Raw genomic sequence first — 19,847 nt, forward strand, 5'->3', positions numbered from 1 at the left:
TTCACCCCTTTATCGCTCCAATCATCACGCCTTTAACGAAATACTTCTGCAGGAAAGGATACAGAAGCAGGATCGGCCCTGTAGCGACGATGATCGTCGCGTATTTGATCGTTTCTCCGAACTGCATCTTATCGGAGTCGCCAATGCCGGTCATCATCGTATCGGTACTGTTCGTGATGAGGATCTCCCGCAGAATGAGCTGGAGCGGATACAGGTCGCGCGTGCGCAAGTAGATGAGCGCGCTGAACCAGGAATTCCAATGGGCCACGCCGTAGAAAAGAATCATAACAGCGACCACGGGCATCGACAGCGGAAGAATGACGCGGAACAGGACGGTAAAGTCGTTGGCGCCGTCAAGCTTGGCCGATTCCTCCAGGCTGGCCGGCACGCTCATGAACGAGGTGCGCATGATAATCAGGTTATAAGCGCTCATCGCAGCGGGAATAATCAGCGCCCACCGGGTGTCTGCCATGCCTAAATCGTCGATGAGCAGGTACGTGGGGATTAAGCCGCCGTTAAAGAACATGGTGAATATAATCAGGAACATGACCGGGTTTTTCCACATCACCTGTTGTCTGGATAAAGCGTAAGCGCCGAAGGAGGTCATGAGTATGTTAAGCAGAGTGCCCAACGCAACGTACATCAAGGTGTTCAGATAGCCGGTAATAATCGACGGATTCTGGAAAACCAGCTTGTAGGCTTCCAAGGTGAAGCCTTTGGGGTACCAGATCAGGCCGCGCGTTTGAATCGCCCACGTCGGATCGCTTAGAGAGGCGATCAACACGAACAAGAACGGATATAAAGTGATCAGCGACAATAGAATCAAGAGCAGGGAATTCGACAGGTCGAAAACATGTTCCCCCCAGCTTCTGCGCATGTTGGACGGCCTCCTTCTTACCAAAGTTTATGTTCGCTGGTGCGCCGGCTTAGCGCATTGGCCGATAGGAGCAGCGTAAAGTTAATGAGGGAGTTGAAGAGGCCTACGGCAGCGCTGTAGCTGAAGTTGGATTCGAGTATCCCTTTTCGGTAAACGAAGGTCCCGATGACATCGGCGGTTTCGTAGGTCGTCGGGTTATAGAGCAGCAGGATTTTGTCCGCGCCGACGGACATGAAGTTGCCGATCTGCAGAATAAGCAGGATGACAACCGTAGGCATGATACCCGGCAATGTAATGTGAAAGGTCTGCCGTAAGCGGCTAGCGCCGTCAACGCGGGCGGCCTCATAGAGTGATGGATCGATGCCGGCCATGGCCGACAAATAGATGATGGAGCCCCAGCCGATATTCTGCCATATGTTCGAGGAAATATAAACGGAACGAAACCAGCCGCTCTCCTGCAGGAAGGCGACCGGCTGCACGCCGAACCAGGAGCTGAGCAGATTGTTGACTAACCCGTCCCGGGCCAAAAAGTCGATCAGCATACCCGAGACGACCACGATCGATATAAAATGCGGCATATAGGTGATCGTCTGAACCGTTCGCTTCAGCGTTGCGCTGCGCAGCTCGTTCAGCAGAAGCGCAAGCAAGATAGAGGCCGGAAACGTGAACAGCAGCTCATACAAGCTGATCAGCAGCGTATTGCGCAAAATACGAGAAAAGTAATGGCTGCCGAAGAAATCCTCAAAGTGCTTCAGGCCGACCCAGTCGCTGTGCAGAAAGCCGAGGCCGGGCGAATAATCCTTAAACGCGATCTGCAGTCCATACATCGGCACATAATAAAAGAGAACATAATAGACGACGACGGGAAGCAGCATGAGATAAATGTATTTATTGATCCTGGCATCGCGGGTCAACCGATACTTGAACCCGTTCTTGTCGACCGCGGGCTTTAAGGGGTCGGATTGTTTATGGAGCGCTGTGGACATCGCGAGCTCCTCCTTGATCGAATGAGTCTGTCAAAATGGGTGCAAAAAGACGCCATACGGCGGGAAGGTTTTCTCCCACGCCGTATGTTTTCGTCTCTGCTATCTTATTTTCTGGTGAGGTAACGATCCAAGGCAGCCTGACGGACTTTGATCGCTTCATCAATCCCCATGCTCTTCATCGTTTGCACGTATTTATCGAAGTTCTCGATCGGCTCGGCACCCATGACGAATTTATTGAACATCTCGTCCCGATAGGTCTTGACGTCGTTCATGATCGAAGCGGTTTTCGAGCTTTCGTCCGCACTCAGGGCAATGCTCGGCATTTGCTTGGAATGGTCCGCCTGGAACCACGTTTTTTGCGCTTCGCGCTGCGCGGGGATGGTGTAATATTGCTCGATAACCCGTTTATCCTGAACGAACGGTCCATTCCAGCCGGATTGGAAATACTTCGCCATCGCCTGCGACATCGGCAGCTTATCGGGGTTGTTCATGATGAGGTCGGTAAACTTCGGATAGCCGTTCTCCATCTTGTAGCTCTCGCCTTCGATCCCGAAGTTGATCAGCATATGGCCTTCCTCGCCATATTTGTAATCGAGCCATCTAACGATTTGTTCCGGGTTCTTGGCTTGGGCCGATATGGCTGCCCCGTATCCGGTGAAAGGCAACGAATATTGACCGAGCGGATTCGCGCCGCCTTCATTGAGCTTCGGGTAAGGAGCGCCCACCAAGGAAAAGCTTGGATTCGTCTCTTTGACCAGCGTTAAGTAACGGCCAAGACCGCCGCCGGCAAAACCGGAGAAAGCCCCGACTTGATTGCTAATCACTTTGTTATCCTTCAGCTTGGCGTCCGTAATGCTGGCATAGTCTTTATCGATCAAGCCGTTCTTGTACCAGCGGGCGAGCGTGGCCAGGAACTCCTTGTATTCGGGCTGGATCGGACCGTATTTGACCTGGCCGTTATCGTTATAGAAGTCTGTGGTTATGCCCCAAGCGCCAATCAGGAGGTGGTTCAAATCAAAGTCGCCGACCAGATTCATAAAGAAAGGGATCTCGTCCTGCTTGCCGTTGCCGTTCGGATCTTTATCGCGAAATGCCGTCAAAACCGTTTCCCATTCCGGAATCGTAGTCGGCACCTTCAGATTCAATTTATCCAGCCAATCCTGGCGGAATATCGGGCCGTTCACAACGCTTAACAGCTCGTCGCCCAGCAGGAAGGGCATCACGTAAATATTCCCTTCATCGGTCGTGATCATTTTGCGAAACTCGGGATGCTCCTTCAAGACTTCGCTCAAGTTAGGCGCATATTGTTCGATTAACTCGTTCAAGCGCAGGAGCTGGTTCCCTTTAATCAGGGCATCGGGACTTTGGGAGGCGGACAGCCCGACGGTCGAGCCGAAATTGTATTCCACCACGTCAGGCAGGTTGCCTGAAGCCAGCATGATATTGAACTGGTCTTTCTCCTGCCCCGTCGGAGGATGCTGGAATTCAACCTTCGTGCCGGTTTTCTTCTCTATTTCCTTATAGGCAGCCATCTCGTTGTAAGTCTTCATGATCGCGCCCGCATTGCCGTTCATCTGCACCCAGTACGTTAACGAGGCGGGATACTTCACTTCGGCAGCCGTCGGTTTGTCTTGGGCCGTCCCTGCAGCCGTCGATGCCGGAGATGTAGTTGCGGTTCCGGATGCATTGTTGTTGTTGTTGTTGTTGCTGTTGCTGCAGCCTGCTGCCAATACGGCAAGCAAGGTTGCCGAGACTAACGTGTATTGAAGCGATTTCAGTTTTTGGTTCATCCTTCGATGACCCTCCCATGTACGATTGTATTGCGGTTGCGCCGTCCGCAATCTCAATATAGTAGAGAAGGCTTCGGCTGCCTACAGAACGTTCGAACGGAGGATAAACACCGCTTTAGATGAGGTACAAACCGATTTTCACAGTACCTAACTTTCTTTCGGATCCCCGGATAATTGCAGCATATCACGGTACTTTCCGGGCGTAATCCCTTCCACTTTTTTGAAAATGCGAATGAAGCCGATGTCGGTGGAATATCCGACCCGCTGAGCGACCTGCAGGACGGTTATTCCCGGATCGGCAAGCAGACGCTTGGCTTCGGATATCCGAACCTCGATCATATAATCGGTCAGATTGATGCCATACTGCTTCTTGAACAATCCGGACATGTACGCCGGATTCAAACCGAAGTGATCGGCGACGGTAGTCAAGCTGAGCGAATGGTCTGCGTAATGCCGGTCGATATACTTCTTCATCCGCTCCTGCCATCGTTCCTGCTGCTCGGATCGCGCTTCGCGTACGCAGTCGCAAATGAATACGATCAACTTTTTGATTTTTTTTATCATTTCGTCAGCCGAAGGACTGTTCAAAATCTGCTTCACAGGATCGGCAGGCGTCTCCAGCGACAGCTTCTCGTCGATCTTGAGCGCATTCGTAACCTTCAGCAAGGTGCCGAGGATATTCATGATCAGCAGCTTGCCCAGCTCGGGCGTCGTGTCGCGGGCGCCTATATTTCGTTCGTAGAGATCGTCCAGAATCCGCTCTGCGGCCTCCTGCTCACCGCTCTTGAGCACATTCATGAACCTCGCTTCGACTTCCGTCGGATAGTAGTAATCGGTGCGCTCCAGTTCCCGGATTTGATCATAATGGATGATGGAGCTTATCCCGTGAATGATGCGATAGTCCAGCGCGTTCAGCGCCTCGTTGTAACAGCGCGACACCTCCTGCAGGCCATGATGAATGGAGCTGGTCGCGACCGTTATTTTCATGCGGAACCTGCCCTCGATGATCCCTTTGAGCTCGGCGATGAACCGGTCGCGGTTAAGCAGCGTCTCTTCCGACGTGTCGGGAACGTTCAGAACCAGCGCCAGCCGATTGCTGTCGGTTTCCGTTGCATAGCCCGAATCCCTTAATAGCTCGCTGCTCAGATTCAATATAATAAAGCGGACCAGCGCGTAATCCCGCTCGCTTTCTTCGACTCGGAATTCCTTGCTCTCATCCACCTCGATCAGCACGACCCCGACGCAGGGATGCGGGAAATGCACGTCCATAAAAGCGAGAGAGTCGGGATTGAGCTCGGCAGGGTCCATCTGCCCCTTCAGCAGCCTGCTTAGAAAATGGGCGCGTACGACGGGCAGATGACCGGCTAGCTTGGATTTCAAATCCATGCTCTCGGCAAACGATTCCGTAATGGAGGTCCGGATGAACTCGTACTCGTTCGCAGATCCGCTGCGCGGCACGCTCCTGCCCTTATTAATCGTGTACACCAGATCCCGGATCGGACTATAACTGCGGTTGGCCATCCAGTAAGCGGCCGCGCTGCCGGCGGCGACCACGAAGGCCAGCAAGCCCAGCGCCCAGGCCTTAATTTCATTAACTCTTTCCAGCACGACGTTTTTGGGCACCAAGGATATATATTTCCAGCCGCTCTGGCCGGTTGTATAAGAGAGCATCTGCGCTTGGCCGTCCATCGGGTACGTCCGGTAACCGCTGGCACCGGCGATCTCCGCGGACAACCCGGCGGGGAGCGCATGCCCGCCCGCCGTCGAGACGATGACTTGTCCCTTCGAATCGAGGATGAGCATCGTTCCCTCGTTCACCCACTGGATCTGCTTGAGCAGATTGAATATTTGCTGTTCGTCGATCAGCATGATCAGGGTACCCTTCCCGTTGCTCCCCTCTCCGAGCGGCAGCGTAAAGGCGCTGGCGATCACGTTGGCCGCTTGATCTTGTACGCCTTGCGGAACCGGCCAGAAGTCCATGTAATGATAGCCGGATAAGATCTCGGCACGCACTTGATCGAGGCTCCTGCCTGGAAGCGGATACAGTTCGGTGAAGAAAGTGACCGCGTCCGTTTTCAGTCTGGAGGAAATGACCGTATCGTCTTCGCGCAAGTAAATATATAAATCATCGATAAAGCGCGATCCGTTACGGATATTCCTAAGCGAGCGGACGGCTTCCTCGTATTGAATATATTTCTCGCCGTCTCTAACCGTCCATAACGTTTGCAGCTTGGGCTGCATGGCGATCTGGACGCCAAGCTGCTCCATTTCCTGCAGATTGCTGTCCACCACCTGGCGGGCTTGCTCCAGCATGGCGAGGTTAGCGCGGTTGGCATTGTCGATCAGCGTTTTTTCCATATTGGTGTAGAGCACGAACGTAACGGTAACGGGAATAAGCAAGACGAGGATATAGGAGAGCCATAGGGTCAAGAAGATGCTCTTGCGGCGGAGCAGCACGCGAGTCCCTCCCAAGGGTCGGATGATGTTGGTAATTAATGGACAACGATGGGAGGAGTGTAACATAACTAGCGTCGGTACGCCATCATGAAGTACGACGACGCAGCTCATAAAAATACTGCACAATCGGATGCTTAAACTTCATCTTCTCGGACATATTTAAAAGCCGCTTTTTTCCGACTCTTCTGTCCACCAGAGCTAGAATGTTCAATACCATATCATCGCTCTCTATGCTTTCCTCTATAGAAGAGGATAAATACAGTTGAGCCACGACGATAAAGTTCGATTTACTTAATGAAGCCTGCGCCGACAAAAGCGTTTTGGCATGCTCCGTCCTTTTTCTGCTTCTGGCCATGACGATTAAACGATCTTCCGGCACGGTCCCCTTGGTCTCCGTTCTGACCGCTTCCATGTCTTCATTGCTGATCGGAATTTGGATAACCGGATCATTCTTAATCTCCAGCTCCGATTGATACCATCTGATCGGGTTCGTTTTATCATACATGTTGAGAACATTCTTTTTATCTACCGAAATATAACAAATACCTGGTTTATCGGGTAAATAACGATAACCCGGCGCGCGGTATTCCACTCTTTGATTTAATGTGGGACTGAGGAAGCCCTCCAGTTGCTGCTTCAATTTGCTCCAGGACATGGGGCTTTCCCCCTCTCCAACCGATTTTAGTCTCCGCGTTCCTCGGCCTCATCATGCGCCTTGCTTCCAAACTCGCCCAGCAGCGCACGCGCTTCACGGGTGGACTTTGCGTTCATTAAGTTATTTCTTAATTCGCTTGCTCCCCGGAATCCGCGGACATATATTTTGAAAAATCGGGTCAGCGCTCCAAACGAACGGATTTCCAGTCCTGCATATTGATCATGGAGATCCAGATGCAGCCGCAGCAAATCCAGCAATTCCTCGCTGCCGTGCTCCCTTGGTTCCTTCTCAAAGGCAAACGGATTATGAAAAATACCGCGCCCGATCATAATGCCGTCCACGCCGTATTGTTCAGCGAGCTTGAGGCCGGTCCGGCGGTCGGGGATATCTCCATTAATGGTCAGAAGGGTATCCGGCGCTACCTCATCGCGAAGCCTCTTAATCTCCGGAATCAGTTCCCAGTGCGCATCTACTTTGCTCATTTCTTCTCTCGTGCGCAGATGGATGGACAGATTCACGATGTCTTGCTTCAAAATATGGGTTAACCAGCCGCGCCACTCGTCGACTTCGGTGAAACCGAGCCTTGTTTTTACGCTGACCGGCAATCCCCCGGCTTTGGCCGCTTGGATAATATCCGCCGCGATCTCAGGACGGCAGATCAGGCCGCTTCCCTTCCCGTTCTCCGCTACATTCGCGACTGGACAACCCATATTAATATCGATGCCTTTGAATCCCTCTTTTGCCATGCCGATGCTCATCTGACGGAAGAATTCAGGCTTGTCTCCCCAGATATGAGCGACGATGGGCTGTTCATCCTCCGTAAAGGTCAACCGCCCGCGTACGGCATGCTTCCCCTCCGGGTGGCAGTAGCTCTCCGTATTCGCAAATTCCGTAAAAAAAACATCCGGTCTGGCTGCTTGGCTTACGACATGGCGAAATACAACGTCCGTCACATCTTCCATGGGCGCCAGTATAAAAAAAGGCCGTGGCAAATCGCGCCAGAAATTACGTGTCATATCGAAAACCTCTCTTTACATATCAGGACTTTATCGAAACCGTCTCACATTCGTTGAATGATGCGAAACGTTGAAAACAATGGTTCAAGGCTGTTCGCATCTGCTTTGTTGGCTGTATGCCGTTCTCGTACCAGATGTTTTTGACAACCAGCACCCCAGACTTTCGCTCCGCGACGACTTCGGATCGTCCGATGAGGCTTTCTCCGTATAACAGAGGCAGTACATAATAGCCGAACTTCCGTTTGATTGCGGGCGTATAAATCTCCCAGGTGTAATCGAAGCCAAACAAATCGTTGATCAGCTTTCTGTCCCATATCATATTGTCCAGCGGGGCAATCAGCTCGCAGCGAGATTTTGGCGACGGATTTTGCAGGACGGCTTCAATAAGCGGCCAGTCCTCCGCACGGCAGTACAGCGTATCCTTCAATTGCTCTACGGCAATCGCGACAATCCGGGCTTCGTCCAACAATTGGCGAAAAACTTCGTTGCGCTGCTCCGCTTTTAATCCCCATATATTCAGCCAGGCATCGGACGCGCGATTCCATAAAAGGCCGACAGCGCCGATCCGGCGCAGTACCCGCCATTTGTGATGCTCAAGCTCGCCCGTCAGCGGCTCCGCCGCATCCAGCAGATTGGGCTGTATGTGTTTTCCGGCGATATCGTAATATTTACGCGTTCCTTTTTTGTGATGGATAATCAACTCGCCTGTCGAGTACATCTGTTCCAGCACCGACCGGGACGTATTGCTGCCGCTGCTCCAGTGGATGGCCGATCGCCATGAGAAATTCCCGTCCAATTTGAGATCGTCCGAACTTAGCGCGCCGCGATTTTGGATATGAACCCGCACCTGCTCCGTCAACATTTCCATCTCGGGATAGCGCTTGGCATGCTGCCTTGCGGCCTGCCTGTACCGCTCAAAATACGGCCAGTCCTCGACGGGGATAATCGCCAGATTCTTGTCGGGATAATCGATCAGGAATCTATCATTATACAGCAGCTCGCCCAGCATGTTCTTGGTAAATCCTTCGATTCGCGACTGCAGCACCAATTCGGCGTTTTTCCCGCAGACATCGATGGGATCGTATTGAATGCAGCCGACCTGCCGCACAAAATCCATGATTCCCTGCTTTCCGGAAAATCGATATTCGCCTAACAGCCCGTGCTTCAATAAAAGAAATTGCCGCGCCTGACGCTTCGTCAAATGGATCATATACGCATCGGCTCCTTAACGAAACTGGAAACAAACCTCTGTGATTAAAAGCAACCACTCGCAAGTGTAGCATTCCTCGCTTAAACCCCACAAGAAATACATGAACACCTACAACGGCGCGGTTCCGCTTCCTCCCATTGTCGTACGTTTCGAAGTGCACGGCTGGCCGCAAGTGTGGAAAACGGTCGCAGACGTGGCGTTCGATCCGGACTTGAAGATGGATATGCGGCCGGAAGCCGCCAAAATCATTATTGATTATATGGTATTGTACAGCGACAAAAAGGTAATCAACCCCTTTGCCGAAGAAAGCCGCCTTACGCTTCGAATCGGGGATCGCGACTTTAAGCTGAACGGCGAGAAGTTCGAGATCGATCCCGGCTACGGCACGGCGCCCGCCTTGGTCGATAGCAGCGCCTACCTGCCGGTTCGCTTTCTGACGGAGGCTGTCGGCGGAGACATTCGCTGGGAAGCGGCCACGCACACCGTGCAGGTAGATACGGCCCATGTTTCCATGAAGCTGACTATCGGTGAAAAGATCGCTGTCGTAAACGGAGAGGAAAAGCAGCTGCTCGGCGCCCCTTACATCTCGAACGGGCGCACCATGCTGCCGTTCCGCTTCCTCGGAGAAGCGCTCGGCTTTGACGTCTCATGGGACGCCGCAATGCGCGAGATCGGTTTGACGCTGGACTCGCAGTCGCACAAGTAATTGGATAAGAGCTCGGAAGAAGGAAGTGTGTTTAAGGCTATGTTGGTGCGGGGTTAGGAGAGCGGCATCGTTATTAGAACCGCATTATAAAATGGTGACGGCAGCAATATCTCTCCCAGCCCATAACTTGAAGCTATATCCGGGTTCAAGCAAGTGCCAAGGTGCCTCTTCTACGATAAAAGCCACATCTGCATAGGTATGCGATTCATCGATCACTTCTGTGACGCGAACCAAGACAGTCCATGCATCGCCATGAATGATCTTACCGACGACCTCTCCAAATATGACGACAATATCGTGAAGCCATTCATTCAATGGAAACTTGTTCGGGTCTTTACCATTAATCCATTCGATGATGGCTTTGCAGTATCTTCTTTCCATCCTATCCTCCCTTTCGAATCAGCCCCTCTAAAAGCTAATTATCGGTTAGCGGATCAGTAAGTCCAGTTTTGTAAGTACCTCTGACAGAATCTCTGGCGGCACTTTACAAATGAACGCTGCCTGTTTTGATTGCCAGTCGAGACTTTTTACCTGATCGGCAAGGATGACCCCTTCGATTGGCAAATCCTGCGGGATAACTACTTCAAACGGGTAGCCCTTTTGCTTGGAAGTTACCGGACAGAGCAAGGAAAGTCCGACCTTACCATTATAAGATGCAGGCGAAACGACCAAAGCCGGGCGTTTACCTGCCTGCTCATGCCCTGCTTGCGGGTTGAACTGCAACCATACCAAGTCGCCGCGATCCGGTACGTATTCTTTGCTTACCATGCTTCCCGTCCTTGTGGCTTACCGGTTGGAATCTCGGTGTGGACATTATCCGGCGTGATTTGGGACAGCAGCTCATCGAGCGTTCCCGACTTCGGCTTGATTACAAGGTGACCTTTTTCAATATCCAAGTCGATTTCGGTTCCTTCCTCGATGCCCACCTTCAAGGCAAGGGATTTCGGGATGCGGATACCGAGGGAATTACCCCATTTTTGAACCTGAAACATATGACCGCCTCCTAAAATGTATAAACAAAGTATATACATAATATCTTTAAAAAATCAATTCGAGGTGGTGTATGATTGGCAGTGATTACCTAAAGCTCAGAGTAAGGCGAAAGGAAAGGTGATTGAAGGAAGAAGGCGAAAGACAGCTGTCGTAAAACTTGATGCCAATCTCCGCTTGCTCATATCCTGCAAGCTTGCGATGCAACTGAATGATTAACTCGTCAACCTTCCGACTCTGCGCCTGAACCGCCTCATTTTTCTACAACGGGATTCCTTGCTCTAACGACCGGCACCCAAGCTCGTTTAACTTTCGTTTTTCATCCTCATACTGATGAAGTAAGTGGAGCATGGAGTGACCTCCTTATTTCCAAACTCTTGAATGTCACCAATCATTTGTAACCTATTAATGGTCGAGGAACGATCCTTTTGGAACGCCGATGTCTACGAAACAAGATATTCAGGACGTTGTCGATCGTTTTTTGACCGTATAACTTCCCCTAGAAAAATAGCGGCGCAAGGGAGATCATCCCTGCGCCGCTATTTTATCACTATCCATCTCACTCCAGTGAGGCATACTTGCTCGATCGCACGAACTCGCGATGGGCTTCCTGAATCGCGTTCGTGCGCATCAACTGTTCCTCGGAACCGCCCTGCTTCAGTTGCCCGGCAATCTGCATTAGCTTGAACGTGTTGTAGTAATTCGCATCCGCTTTGCTGCGGCTATGCTGCAAGGCGTCCTCATACGCTTGGCGTTCCATCGAGAGGCTCATGGCTTGATGATGCAGATTGGGATCGTGTCGCTGCAAGTCGTCCAATTCGTCGGTGCGCAGCTCCTTGCCCAGCATGAGTGTATTTCGAATCGCTGCCAAACGCGACTGATTCATCGCCGCGCGTGCGTCCTTGTATGGCTGCATCGTTTTGAAATATTCACTGACTGGCTGCACGGACTTTACATTCACGCCATTCACCCCTTAATATCGTCGCGCGTACCTTTGGCCATGAGCATATATCCCGTGCCTCGAATCGTAACGATTCTCTCCGGATTAGCAGGATCCGCCTCTATTTTTTTGCGTAAATTGCTGATATGTACGGCGACCGTTCTCGTATCCTCCAAACTCTCCATGCCCCAGATGAGCTGAAACAACGCATCGACACTGACGGCACGATTCGCGTTCTGGGCCATATAGGACAGCAGACTGAACTCTTTTCTCGATAAAAAGATCGTTTCGCTTCCCCTGTTGACGGACTGTGCATAGTAATCCAGCGTTAAACCCGGCAGCTCCAGCAGCTGTTCCCGTCTGCCCGTCGACACTCTGCGAAGGTGCGCCTTGATCTTGGCCATGAGTACGCCCGGACTGAACGGCTTGGTGACATAATCGTCGCCGCCATAAGATAAGGCGCTGATTTTCACCTCGTCTTCCTCACGGCTGCTCAGAAACACGATCGGTGCATTCGTGCGGTTGCGTGCGTTCCTGCACCAATCAATGCCGTTTTCATTAGCCAAGAGGACATCCAGTACAATCAAATCCGGCTCGAAGGACGCCAGCAGCTTCATGGCTTCTGTCCCGCTATGACTGTAGGAGAATTGGAAACCCTCCCGCTCGCAATACACCTGGACGATCTCGCATATATGAGGATCGTCATCGACGATCATGATTTTGTGAGCGTCCGCCACACCGTCACCTTCTTTCCGTATCCTTCGCCAGCCCAGTGCGCTTGAATGTCGGCAAAGTCAATGGCATAACAGCTTTAACGACAGCGTACTCCGACGGGAGTAGGCTGTTCTGCTCGTTTTATCGGTTTAAGTTTAATGCAAGTCCGAATCATACTTCATCACGGTCACTTTACCTCCTAATGCGCCGTTTCCTGTTGCAACATAATAGCTCACATAGATGTTGTCTGTGCTGTCTATGGCGAGGTTTACCCACTCCGCATGATCAGCGGAGATGCCGGCATACTCGACGACGCTCCAACTCATGTTCTCGAATTTCATCACAGTCACCCTGTTGCCGTTTGCAGCATCCCGATAAGCAACATAAGGCGTACCTTGGCTGTCGAAGGCGATACTAGCGTATAAGACCCCGCCATTGTTTTGGATCGGGAAGTCGGCAGTGCCTACAGCCGCCCACGCGGAGCCCGTATATCTCGCCACAGCCAGCTTGGAATTGCTCGTATAGGCCATATAAGGTACGCCGCCCGGATCAAGCGCGAAGGATGCGCTCCAATAACCGCTTGGTATCGGGGGCTCGCCGAGAAAATTCCGGGTAAGACTCTGGCCCTCGTATTTCGCCACGGCAGCTTTAACCGGGTTCCCGACGTTAAAATACGTATAGAACAAGTAAGGCGTGTTGCTCGGGTCTAGCGCGATGACTGAATTATTCGCGCCTCCCGCCACGATACCATTCTGTATCTTCTGCCAATTGCCGTCTTTAAGCCTCACCACATGGATGTACTTCGTGCTCTGAGAGACATCGATATAAGACATATAAGGCGTGTCATCCTCGTCGAACGCAATGGAGATATTGTCCCCGAATTCCGCTATACTGCCTACGGATTCCCAAGTCCCTCCCCGATATCTCTTCACGATGGTTTTCATGGCTGAACCGATATAAGCAACGTAAAGCGTATCCTGGCTGTCGATGGCGAGCGTTACGCCAACCTCGCTCCACGACTTATCGAGGCCGGTCGGACCGCCGACGATCTGCCACTCGCCTGCCGCTTCTACGTATTTCTTCACGAATACCTCTTTACTCCAGGTCAAGACAGCAACATAAGGAGTGCCCCGGCTGTCGATTACGACATTGGACTGATGATTCACGCCCGCTTCCATCGCGTCACCAAGATTTAGCCACGATGTCATCGTCCACTTCGCGTACAGGGTCATATCTGCGTTCACCGCTGCCGAGAAGTCATAGACGTTCGTCAACGCGGGATCGCTGTACCAACCGCCGAACCTGTAGCCCACCCAATTCAGTGCGGCAGGTGCCGCAGCTTTGCCGCCGGGAATCACCGTCTGGCTCGCGACGGCCGGCCCGTTGTTGCTGTCGAAGCTCACCGTGTAGCTGTTAAATGACCACTTCGCGTACAACGTGAGGTTCGCGATTACCTGTCTCTCCGTGAAGAGATAAGCTTCGCTCAGTGCGGAATCGCTGTACCAGCCGACGAACGTATAACCGTCCTTCGTCGGTGCGGCAGGCGCGGCAGCCTGGCCGCCGCTTGCCACCGTCTGATCAGCCACCGGCGATCCGCCGTTGCTGTTGAAGCTGACCTTGTACATCGCCGTCCACTTCGCGTACAGCGTGAGGTTGGACCTCACCGGTGTCGTGAAGCTGTAGGCTGTACTCAGACCGGCGTCGCTATACCAGCCGCCGAACGTGTAACCGCTCCTTGTCGGTGCGGATGGCGCCGTCGCATTGCCGTCATAGCCCACCGTCTGGTTCGTCACCGACGATCCGCCGTTGCTGTTGAAGCTCACCGTGTAGGCGTTAAGCGTCCACTTCGCATACAGCGTGAGGCTCGTCGCGATCGGTGTCGTCGAGAAGCTGAAGCGGCTCGTCAAGCCGCTGTCGCTGTACCAGCCTTCGAACGTGTAGCCGTTCTTCGTCGGTGCGCCGGGTGCCGCAGCCACCGCGCCTTCCTCTACCGTCAGATCGGCCACCGCCGAGCCGCCGTTGCTGATGAAGCTCACCGTGTAGCTATTTTTGGGAGCGATCGTCCATTTTGCATATAAGGTGAAGCTGCCCGTCACGACCGTCGTCTCGAAGTCATAGGCGCTCGTCAAGCCGCTGTCGCTGTACCAGCCGCCGAACACAAAGCCTTCCTTCGTCGGTGCGCCAGGCGCCGCAGTCTTGTTTCCTTCGATCACCGTCTGATCAGCCACCGCCGACCCTTCGTTACTGTCGAAGCTCACTGTATAACTGCGCAGCCACTTCGCATACAACGTGAGATCTGCCGTCACCTGTGCCGCGAAGTCATAGACGCTCGTCAGCGCGCTGTCGCTGTACCAGCCGGCGAACACCAGATCGTTCTTCGTCGGTTCATCCGGTTCGCTTGCCTGGAACCCGTAACCTACCGTCTGGTCAGCCACGGCCGAACCGCCGTTGCTGTTGAAGCTCACCGTGTTGTTGTTCAGCGTCCACTGAGCGGTGAACGCGACATCGCGCGCGGGCATCGTAGCCGTAGAAGCGGGCGACCATCCCGTGAATGCATGCCCCTGCCAGGTTGGAGAGCCAAGGTATAACCCAATCGTTGCTCCAAGCGGTACGTTAACGACCTGGGTCGCATCGCCGGAGCCATTGTAATTGATCGTCATGGCGTAGCTATTTCTTTTGTAGTACAGCTTTAGCACCGTTGTGCCTCTGCCTGCGATCGGAGCCGACAGCACCGTCCCCGGCACGCTGTCGTCGAACGTAAAGCCTTCATAGGACCTGGTCGGATTCGTCAGGCTCGCCGCGGTATCGGTTGTGCCGCGATACGATTCCGTATCCGCAACCGTATAGGTGTCGCTTCCGATATTTTGCAGCAAGTAGACGACCTGATAAGGCGTGTCCTCTCTCGCCGTCCACTTCGCGGTATAGGCGGTGTCCGAAGCCGGCATCGCGCTTGGAACCTCCGGCGACCAGCCGGCGAACGTATATCCCGGCCTTGTCGGCACCGGTATGCGCGCGGCGATGTTCTTGCCGACGGCTTCCGTTACCGAACTTCCGGGCGCCCCCGGATAAGCCCAATCGAAGGTCATCGTTCGATTCACCGGGTAGTAATTAACCTTGACGACCGTCGAGCCGTCTCCCTTGATCGACACGCCGCTTGCCGTACCTGTCGCATAACCTTGGTTCTTGAACCTGTCGGAGGCGATCCGAATCTCCGCGCCGGTTGTGCCGGTCAACGTTTCCGTAACCGCAGGCGACGTCGATGTCTTGGTGTTCGGGTCTATCAAATAATGCTGAACGGTATACGGCGTATCCGTGTTCGGGATCCAGTGCGCGATCAGATTCCGATCCTCGGCAGGCATATGGCTCGGAATCGTCGTCTTCGTGCCGCCGGAGATCGACCAGTACCAGCCGTCAAAGGTGTATCCCGGATATACCGGAGTGTCCACGCTGATCGCCGCGTTATACGGGGCTGCGACAACCTGGGTCACACCGCCGTTCTGCGGATCCAGCTGGAGAATATAGTCGCCCACTCTGGCCAACCATTTCAACGGAATCTTGCGCGTGAGCGAAGCTGACGAGTACGCCAGCGGCGCCCCCTTCCAGGTGATGACCAGGTTGCCCTCGCTCACCTGAATGTCCCTGTTCACCACTTCGATCTTCCCGGTCGCCGGTTTATATCTGAAATTCGCATGGTCCACCTGGATGTCGAATCTCGAGCGGTCATACGCCCGGGTATTCGTCTCGCCCGTCTTCAGATCAAACGTGCGCATCGTGAACAGCGTCTCCGGCACAGCGATGGATGATGCGGAACCCGCCAAGTTCACTACGGGCGCCTTATCCTGCGTATAGGCAAAGTCTACGATATGCTGCTGCTCCCCTACCGTGTACAGCGGCCACATGTTGTCGTACACCGGCACGCTGGCCGAGAGCAAGCCATCGCCCAATTGGGCGCCTACTGCGCTCTCCAGATAGATGCCGATCTCTACATACAGAGCGCCCAGAGACCTGGTGGACTTCACCCCGTTCAGCTGCTTGAACTGATAGTAGAAGTACCCCCACAGATTCACGTAAGCGCCGGGCTGTACGGACAGCCCGATGCTGTTCAGCTTGACGCTGCCGATCCCCGCTTTAAGCTCCAGCTGTATGCCCGCCCGCAATCCGAGCGTCCCCATGACATAGAAGGTGAACTGGTAATTGCCGTCCCCCGGCAAGCTCACGGTGCTGCTCGAGCCTGTGAAGCCAAGCACGTGCAGGGTAGCCGAGTAGCGCTTGGCGGTCGTATAGTTGAAATCGGCCCCGATCGTCAGATTCACATTGGCGTTGACGACAAACTCTGCCGTAAAGTTGATTTCAACGATCCCATACGCCACGCGCATGCTGTAGTTTACGAGCTCTTTCTTGATTAACGTAACCCAATCCGTCTCGTTCTCCATCATCTCTTGATACTGTGCCTGCAGCGAAGCGTCGTCTACGCCGATATCCTGCACCCCGTCGATTAACGCTTTAATTTCCGTCGTGATGTCGCGCACCTTGCCAAGCTTGCCGCCGGTACTGGCTTTATCCCAGTCCTCCAGCGCATCCTCCAGCTTGTCGTGTTCGACGGTGGCGATCTTCGCCGTAACGTTGATACCGGTATACGTATAGGCGTCCAGATTAGCGGTGACCACATAATCGCTCGGGTAGGGGATGCAGATAAACAAAAGACATGCCTCTCCCCACTCCGTCTCCCCGTTGACGCCGAGATTCAAGCTCATCTCTTCAAGGAATGTGCCGGTCATATGGATGACGAGGTCGCTTTCTTCATTGATTTGAATGACAATATCGGCTGCGACCTGAAGCGTAGCGCTTACGCCGGAGGTTTGTCCGTTTATATGCTTCAATGTCGTACCAAGCGAAGCTGTGACGGTCAGATTCTCCACGCTGACTTTTCCCGCGCCTTTTGAGGCCGAAAGTACATTGACCTCCATCCGTGTCTTGAATGCATTCGTCTTCATGGCCAGCGCAGATAGATAGTCCGCGGCTTGATCGATGAATCCGCTGGCTGTCGCTTGCTGCTCAATCTGATCCTCAAGCTTCGCAATCTGCTCATCCGACAACAGCAGGCCGCCGTCAATCGCTTGCTGCCGATAGATGTCGAAAACATGCTCGATGTCTTCCACAGCAGCATCGGTATACGTAATGACATCCATCTCCGCCGTAGGCGTAATCGACGTAATGCGCCCATAACCGGTTACCGTAGAACCTTCTTCAGTGAATTGACCCTCGTAGAAAGCGATGAAATCGCCCGCATCGACGGTGGTGAGCTCACTCAAGCCTAGCGGCGCATACAGACTGTCGCTGTAGTTCATCGCGATATGTGCGATCGTGATCGTATGGTCGTCCCGGTCTCCATCCCTATCCGCCTCTACGCTCACAGGCAGCACGTCCGGCTTGAACAACACTTGCTTGGCATCCGCGTGATCGTAGGTGTAGGTGGTGCCGTTAATCGCAGTGATCCGTACATAGGCGACGTCGCCGTCGTCGGCGCCGGTTGTGTCTACCGTGCGCAGATCGGGGCGAACCCCTTCATAGATGGCGACGGCATCGCCAACCTGAATCCCCGCGCTGCCAGTATACGTGAACGTGCCGCTGCCCCCATTCGCCGCGGGGAGACCGGCATCGCCGTCGCCCACCGTCGTCGTGACGACCGGAATCGCGGGCGAACCTGCTTCCGCGCCGTCCAGCATCATATCCGAGACTTCCGCGAAGGGCAGATAGATCATGTCCGGATTCAACGGGATATTCATGGCTTCTTGCTTGGCAACGCTAAAAACATAGATGCTCGTCGTTGCGTCTTGACCTTGGAAGGCGAGGTTGTCGTCCGTCAACGTAAGTCGATAGGTGTGGCCTTCCGTGAACTGACCGTCTGCGGCTGCGGACGCTACCGTGAAGGTGCCGTTCGCACCGGTGACCGCAATCCCCGCGAAATCGGGATTCGCGGTATCCTCAATCGTCATCCGCGCCTGCACCTCGGATGCCGTCAGGCTGCCGGTCGCCTCGTTGACAGCGATCGTGAAGCCCGGCGCGACATCCAGCACCGCGTAGCTTGGCGTGCGCTGGACGGCATTATCCACGTTATCTATGTACTTCGCATACAGCTTCATATCGGCAGCAACCGTGCTGCCCTCCACGAATATGAGCGACAAATCGCTGTCCCTGAACCAGCCCTGGAAAATATACCCCTCCTTCACCGGAGCAGGCAGCCGGCTCGGCGCCTCCCCTTGCCGCACCGTCTGATCCTCGATCGCCGTGCCTCCGTTGCTCTCGAACGAGAGCGTATACGTAGGGGCATCGGTGACGGTAGGTGTGGGAGTCGGCTGGGCACTGCCGGTAGGTGTCGGCTGGGCGCTGCCGCTAGGTGTCGGCTGGGCGCTGCCGGTAGGTGTCGGCTGGGCGCTGCCGGTAGGTGTCGGCTGGGCGCTGCCGGTAGGTGTCGGCTGGGCACTGCCGGTAGGTGTCGGCTGGGCGCTGCCGGTAGGTGTCGGCTGGGCGCTGCCGGTAGGTGTCGGCTGGGCGCTGCCGGTAGGTGTGGGTGTCGGTTGGCCGGTGCCGGTAGGTTCGGGTGTCGGTTGGCCGCTGCCGGTAGGTTCAGGTGTCGGTTGGCCGCTGCCTATAGGTTCGGGTGTCGGTTGGCCGCTGCCGTTTGTCGTGCCGTTATCCGCACCGGTTGTTGGCGTCGGTGTCGGCGTCGCTTCGTTCGGATTTGCCCATGCCTCCACAATCGCGTTGTTGCGCATGAAGAGAACAGCCGCTTCCGCGCGAGATGCTTGGGCATGCGGATTAAATTTGCCATTTCGATCTCCGACGAACAAGCCTGCTTGCCACAGCTTAACGACTGCATCCGCCGCCCACGGAGAAACGTCGGCGAGATCGCCCGGCACAGTCGTTACGCGATTGCTGGTTTGATAGGGAATCCGATAGCTTTCAAAATATCGCAAAGTCATCGTCGCCATCTGTTCCCGGGATACGTTTGCATCCGGAGAAAAATGCTGCTTGCCCGTGCCGGATGCAATCCCGTGCTTAACCGCCCACGCTACATATGGCGCATACCAAATCCCCGCCTGCACGTCGGCAAAGGTCGAGGCCGAATACTCGCTTGCATTCGCGCCTGCCATTCGTCCAAGCGCCGTCACGTACATGGCGCGCGTCATCGTCCCTTTGGGCGAGAAGACGCCGCTGCCCGTTCCGCTGAATATGCCATTCTTCCGGACATAGTCGGCCGCATCGTAGAACCAGTCCGTTGGACGCACATCCAGGAATCCGCCTGCCCCGGACGCTGCCGCCTGCTGCACAGGCAATTCCGACGCTGCCGCCTCCTGCACCGGCAGCGCGGCCGCTGTTCCCTGCTGCACAGGCAGTACAGTCACGATCATGCTGATGATCAGCATCCACGTCAAAATCCGCGATTTCGACTTCCATCCCCATTTTGTCGCCTTATTCACACTTATTCATCCCTTCTAGCAGCTG

Annotated in this window: 14 protein-coding genes; 1 reads left to right on the top strand and 13 read right to left on the bottom strand. The window is 54.1% G+C overall.

What is annotated here, in order from left to right; translation table 11 throughout:
• Position 1: 1 nt before the first annotated feature.
• The 7 genes from PQG80_RS13885 to PQG80_RS13915 all read right to left on the bottom strand — a co-directional run bounded on the left by PQG80_RS13885 (position 2) and on the right by PQG80_RS13915 (position 8,991).
• Positions 2-877 carry a carbohydrate ABC transporter permease gene (locus tag PQG80_RS13885; RefSeq protein WP_271751967.1) on the bottom strand — a complete coding sequence of 292 codons (876 nt, stop codon included), beginning with the start codon at positions 875-877 and terminating at the stop codon, positions 2-4.
• A gap of 17 nt (positions 878-894) precedes the next feature.
• Positions 895-1,863: an ABC transporter permease gene (locus PQG80_RS13890; RefSeq protein WP_432432755.1), complete on the bottom strand. Its 969-nt coding sequence runs from the start codon at positions 1,861-1,863 to the stop codon at positions 895-897.
• A gap of 104 nt (positions 1,864-1,967) precedes the next feature.
• Positions 1,968-3,653, bottom strand: a complete 1,686-nt coding sequence (locus PQG80_RS13895; RefSeq protein ID WP_271751968.1) for an extracellular solute-binding protein — start codon at positions 3,651-3,653, stop codon at positions 1,968-1,970.
• A gap of 147 nt (positions 3,654-3,800) precedes the next feature.
• Complete coding sequence (locus tag PQG80_RS13900; RefSeq protein ID WP_271751969.1) at positions 3,801-6,110, bottom strand: helix-turn-helix domain-containing protein; 2,310 nt, start codon at positions 6,108-6,110, stop codon at positions 3,801-3,803.
• Positions 6,111-6,195: 85 nt separating this feature from the next.
• The gene (locus PQG80_RS13905; RefSeq protein WP_271751970.1) at positions 6,196-6,765 is read right to left on the bottom strand and encodes an SF0329 family protein; all 570 of its coding nucleotides are present in this window, start codon (positions 6,763-6,765) and stop codon (positions 6,196-6,198) included.
• A 26-nt stretch (positions 6,766-6,791) separates the two neighbouring features.
• Positions 6,792-7,781, bottom strand: coding sequence for a tRNA dihydrouridine synthase (locus tag PQG80_RS13910; RefSeq protein WP_271751971.1), 990 nt, complete (start codon positions 7,779-7,781; stop codon positions 6,792-6,794).
• Between the two features lie 22 nt (positions 7,782-7,803).
• Positions 7,804-8,991 carry a winged helix-turn-helix domain-containing protein gene (locus tag PQG80_RS13915; protein ID WP_271751972.1) on the bottom strand — a complete coding sequence of 396 codons (1,188 nt, stop codon included), beginning with the start codon at positions 8,989-8,991 and terminating at the stop codon, positions 7,804-7,806.
• Positions 8,992-9,091: 100 nt separating this feature from the next.
• On the opposite strand from PQG80_RS13915, the gene PQG80_RS13920 reads away from it, so the two are divergent.
• Positions 9,092-9,697 (top strand): copper amine oxidase N-terminal domain-containing protein, encoded by a 606-nt coding sequence (locus PQG80_RS13920; RefSeq protein WP_271751973.1) that lies wholly within the window; start codon positions 9,092-9,094, stop codon positions 9,695-9,697.
• Between the two features lie 84 nt (positions 9,698-9,781).
• Here PQG80_RS13920 and PQG80_RS13925 read toward each other — a convergent pair whose 3' ends face one another.
• The 6 genes from PQG80_RS13925 to PQG80_RS13950 all read right to left on the bottom strand — a co-directional run bounded on the left by PQG80_RS13925 (position 9,782) and on the right by PQG80_RS13950 (position 19,822).
• A complete protein-coding gene (locus tag PQG80_RS13925; RefSeq protein ID WP_271751974.1) occupies positions 9,782-10,078 on the bottom strand; it encodes a hypothetical protein in 297 nt (98 codons plus the stop codon).
• Between the two features lie 45 nt (positions 10,079-10,123).
• Positions 10,124-10,465 (bottom strand): endoribonuclease MazF, encoded by a 342-nt coding sequence (gene mazF / locus PQG80_RS13930; protein ID WP_271751975.1) that lies wholly within the window; start codon positions 10,463-10,465, stop codon positions 10,124-10,126.
• Positions 10,459-10,689, bottom strand: coding sequence for an AbrB/MazE/SpoVT family DNA-binding domain-containing protein (locus PQG80_RS13935; protein ID WP_271751976.1), 231 nt, complete (start codon positions 10,687-10,689; stop codon positions 10,459-10,461). Before PQG80_RS13935 ends, mazF begins: the two co-directional genes overlap by 7 nt.
• A gap of 557 nt (positions 10,690-11,246) precedes the next feature.
• Positions 11,247-11,648 (bottom strand): hypothetical protein, encoded by a 402-nt coding sequence (locus PQG80_RS13940; RefSeq protein WP_271751977.1) that lies wholly within the window; start codon positions 11,646-11,648, stop codon positions 11,247-11,249.
• A gap of 5 nt (positions 11,649-11,653) precedes the next feature.
• Positions 11,654-12,343 carry a response regulator transcription factor gene (locus PQG80_RS13945; RefSeq protein WP_271751978.1) on the bottom strand — a complete coding sequence of 230 codons (690 nt, stop codon included), beginning with the start codon at positions 12,341-12,343 and terminating at the stop codon, positions 11,654-11,656.
• A 153-nt stretch (positions 12,344-12,496) separates the two neighbouring features.
• The gene (locus PQG80_RS13950; RefSeq protein ID WP_271751979.1) at positions 12,497-19,822 is read right to left on the bottom strand and encodes an InlB B-repeat-containing protein; all 7,326 of its coding nucleotides are present in this window, start codon (positions 19,820-19,822) and stop codon (positions 12,497-12,499) included.
• Positions 19,823-19,847: the final 25 nt, after the last annotated feature.

It is taken from the genome of Cohnella rhizoplanae, from assembly GCF_948329515.1.
Classification (GTDB): Bacteria; Bacillota; Bacilli; order Paenibacillales; family Paenibacillaceae; genus Cohnella; species Cohnella rhizoplanae.

Excerpts from the sequence above, each read along its gene's own strand:
- PQG80_RS13885 (WP_271751967.1), bottom strand. The coding sequence starts at position 877 with ATGCGCAGAAGCTGGGGGGAACATGTTTTCGACCTGTCGAATTCCCTG.
- PQG80_RS13890 (WP_432432755.1), bottom strand. The coding sequence starts at position 1,863 with ATGTCCACAGCGCTCCATAAACAATCCGACCCCTTAAAGCCCGCGGTC.
- PQG80_RS13895 (WP_271751968.1), bottom strand. The coding sequence starts at position 3,653 with ATGAACCAAAAACTGAAATCGCTTCAATACACGTTAGTCTCGGCAACC.
- PQG80_RS13905 (WP_271751970.1), bottom strand. The coding sequence starts at position 6,765 with ATGTCCTGGAGCAAATTGAAGCAGCAACTGGAGGGCTTCCTCAGTCCC.
- PQG80_RS13910 (WP_271751971.1), bottom strand. The coding sequence starts at position 7,781 with ATGACACGTAATTTCTGGCGCGATTTGCCACGGCCTTTTTTTATACTG.
- PQG80_RS13915 (WP_271751972.1), bottom strand. The coding sequence starts at position 8,991 with ATGATCCATTTGACGAAGCGTCAGGCGCGGCAATTTCTTTTATTGAAG.
- PQG80_RS13920 (WP_271751973.1), top strand. The coding sequence starts at position 9,092 with ATGAACACCTACAACGGCGCGGTTCCGCTTCCTCCCATTGTCGTACGT.
- PQG80_RS13925 (WP_271751974.1), bottom strand. The coding sequence starts at position 10,078 with ATGGAAAGAAGATACTGCAAAGCCATCATCGAATGGATTAATGGTAAA.
- mazF (WP_271751975.1), bottom strand. The coding sequence starts at position 10,465 with ATGGTAAGCAAAGAATACGTACCGGATCGCGGCGACTTGGTATGGTTG.
- PQG80_RS13935 (WP_271751976.1), bottom strand. The coding sequence starts at position 10,689 with ATGTTTCAGGTTCAAAAATGGGGTAATTCCCTCGGTATCCGCATCCCG.
- PQG80_RS13945 (WP_271751978.1), bottom strand. The coding sequence starts at position 12,343 with ATGATCGTCGATGACGATCCTCATATATGCGAGATCGTCCAGGTGTAT.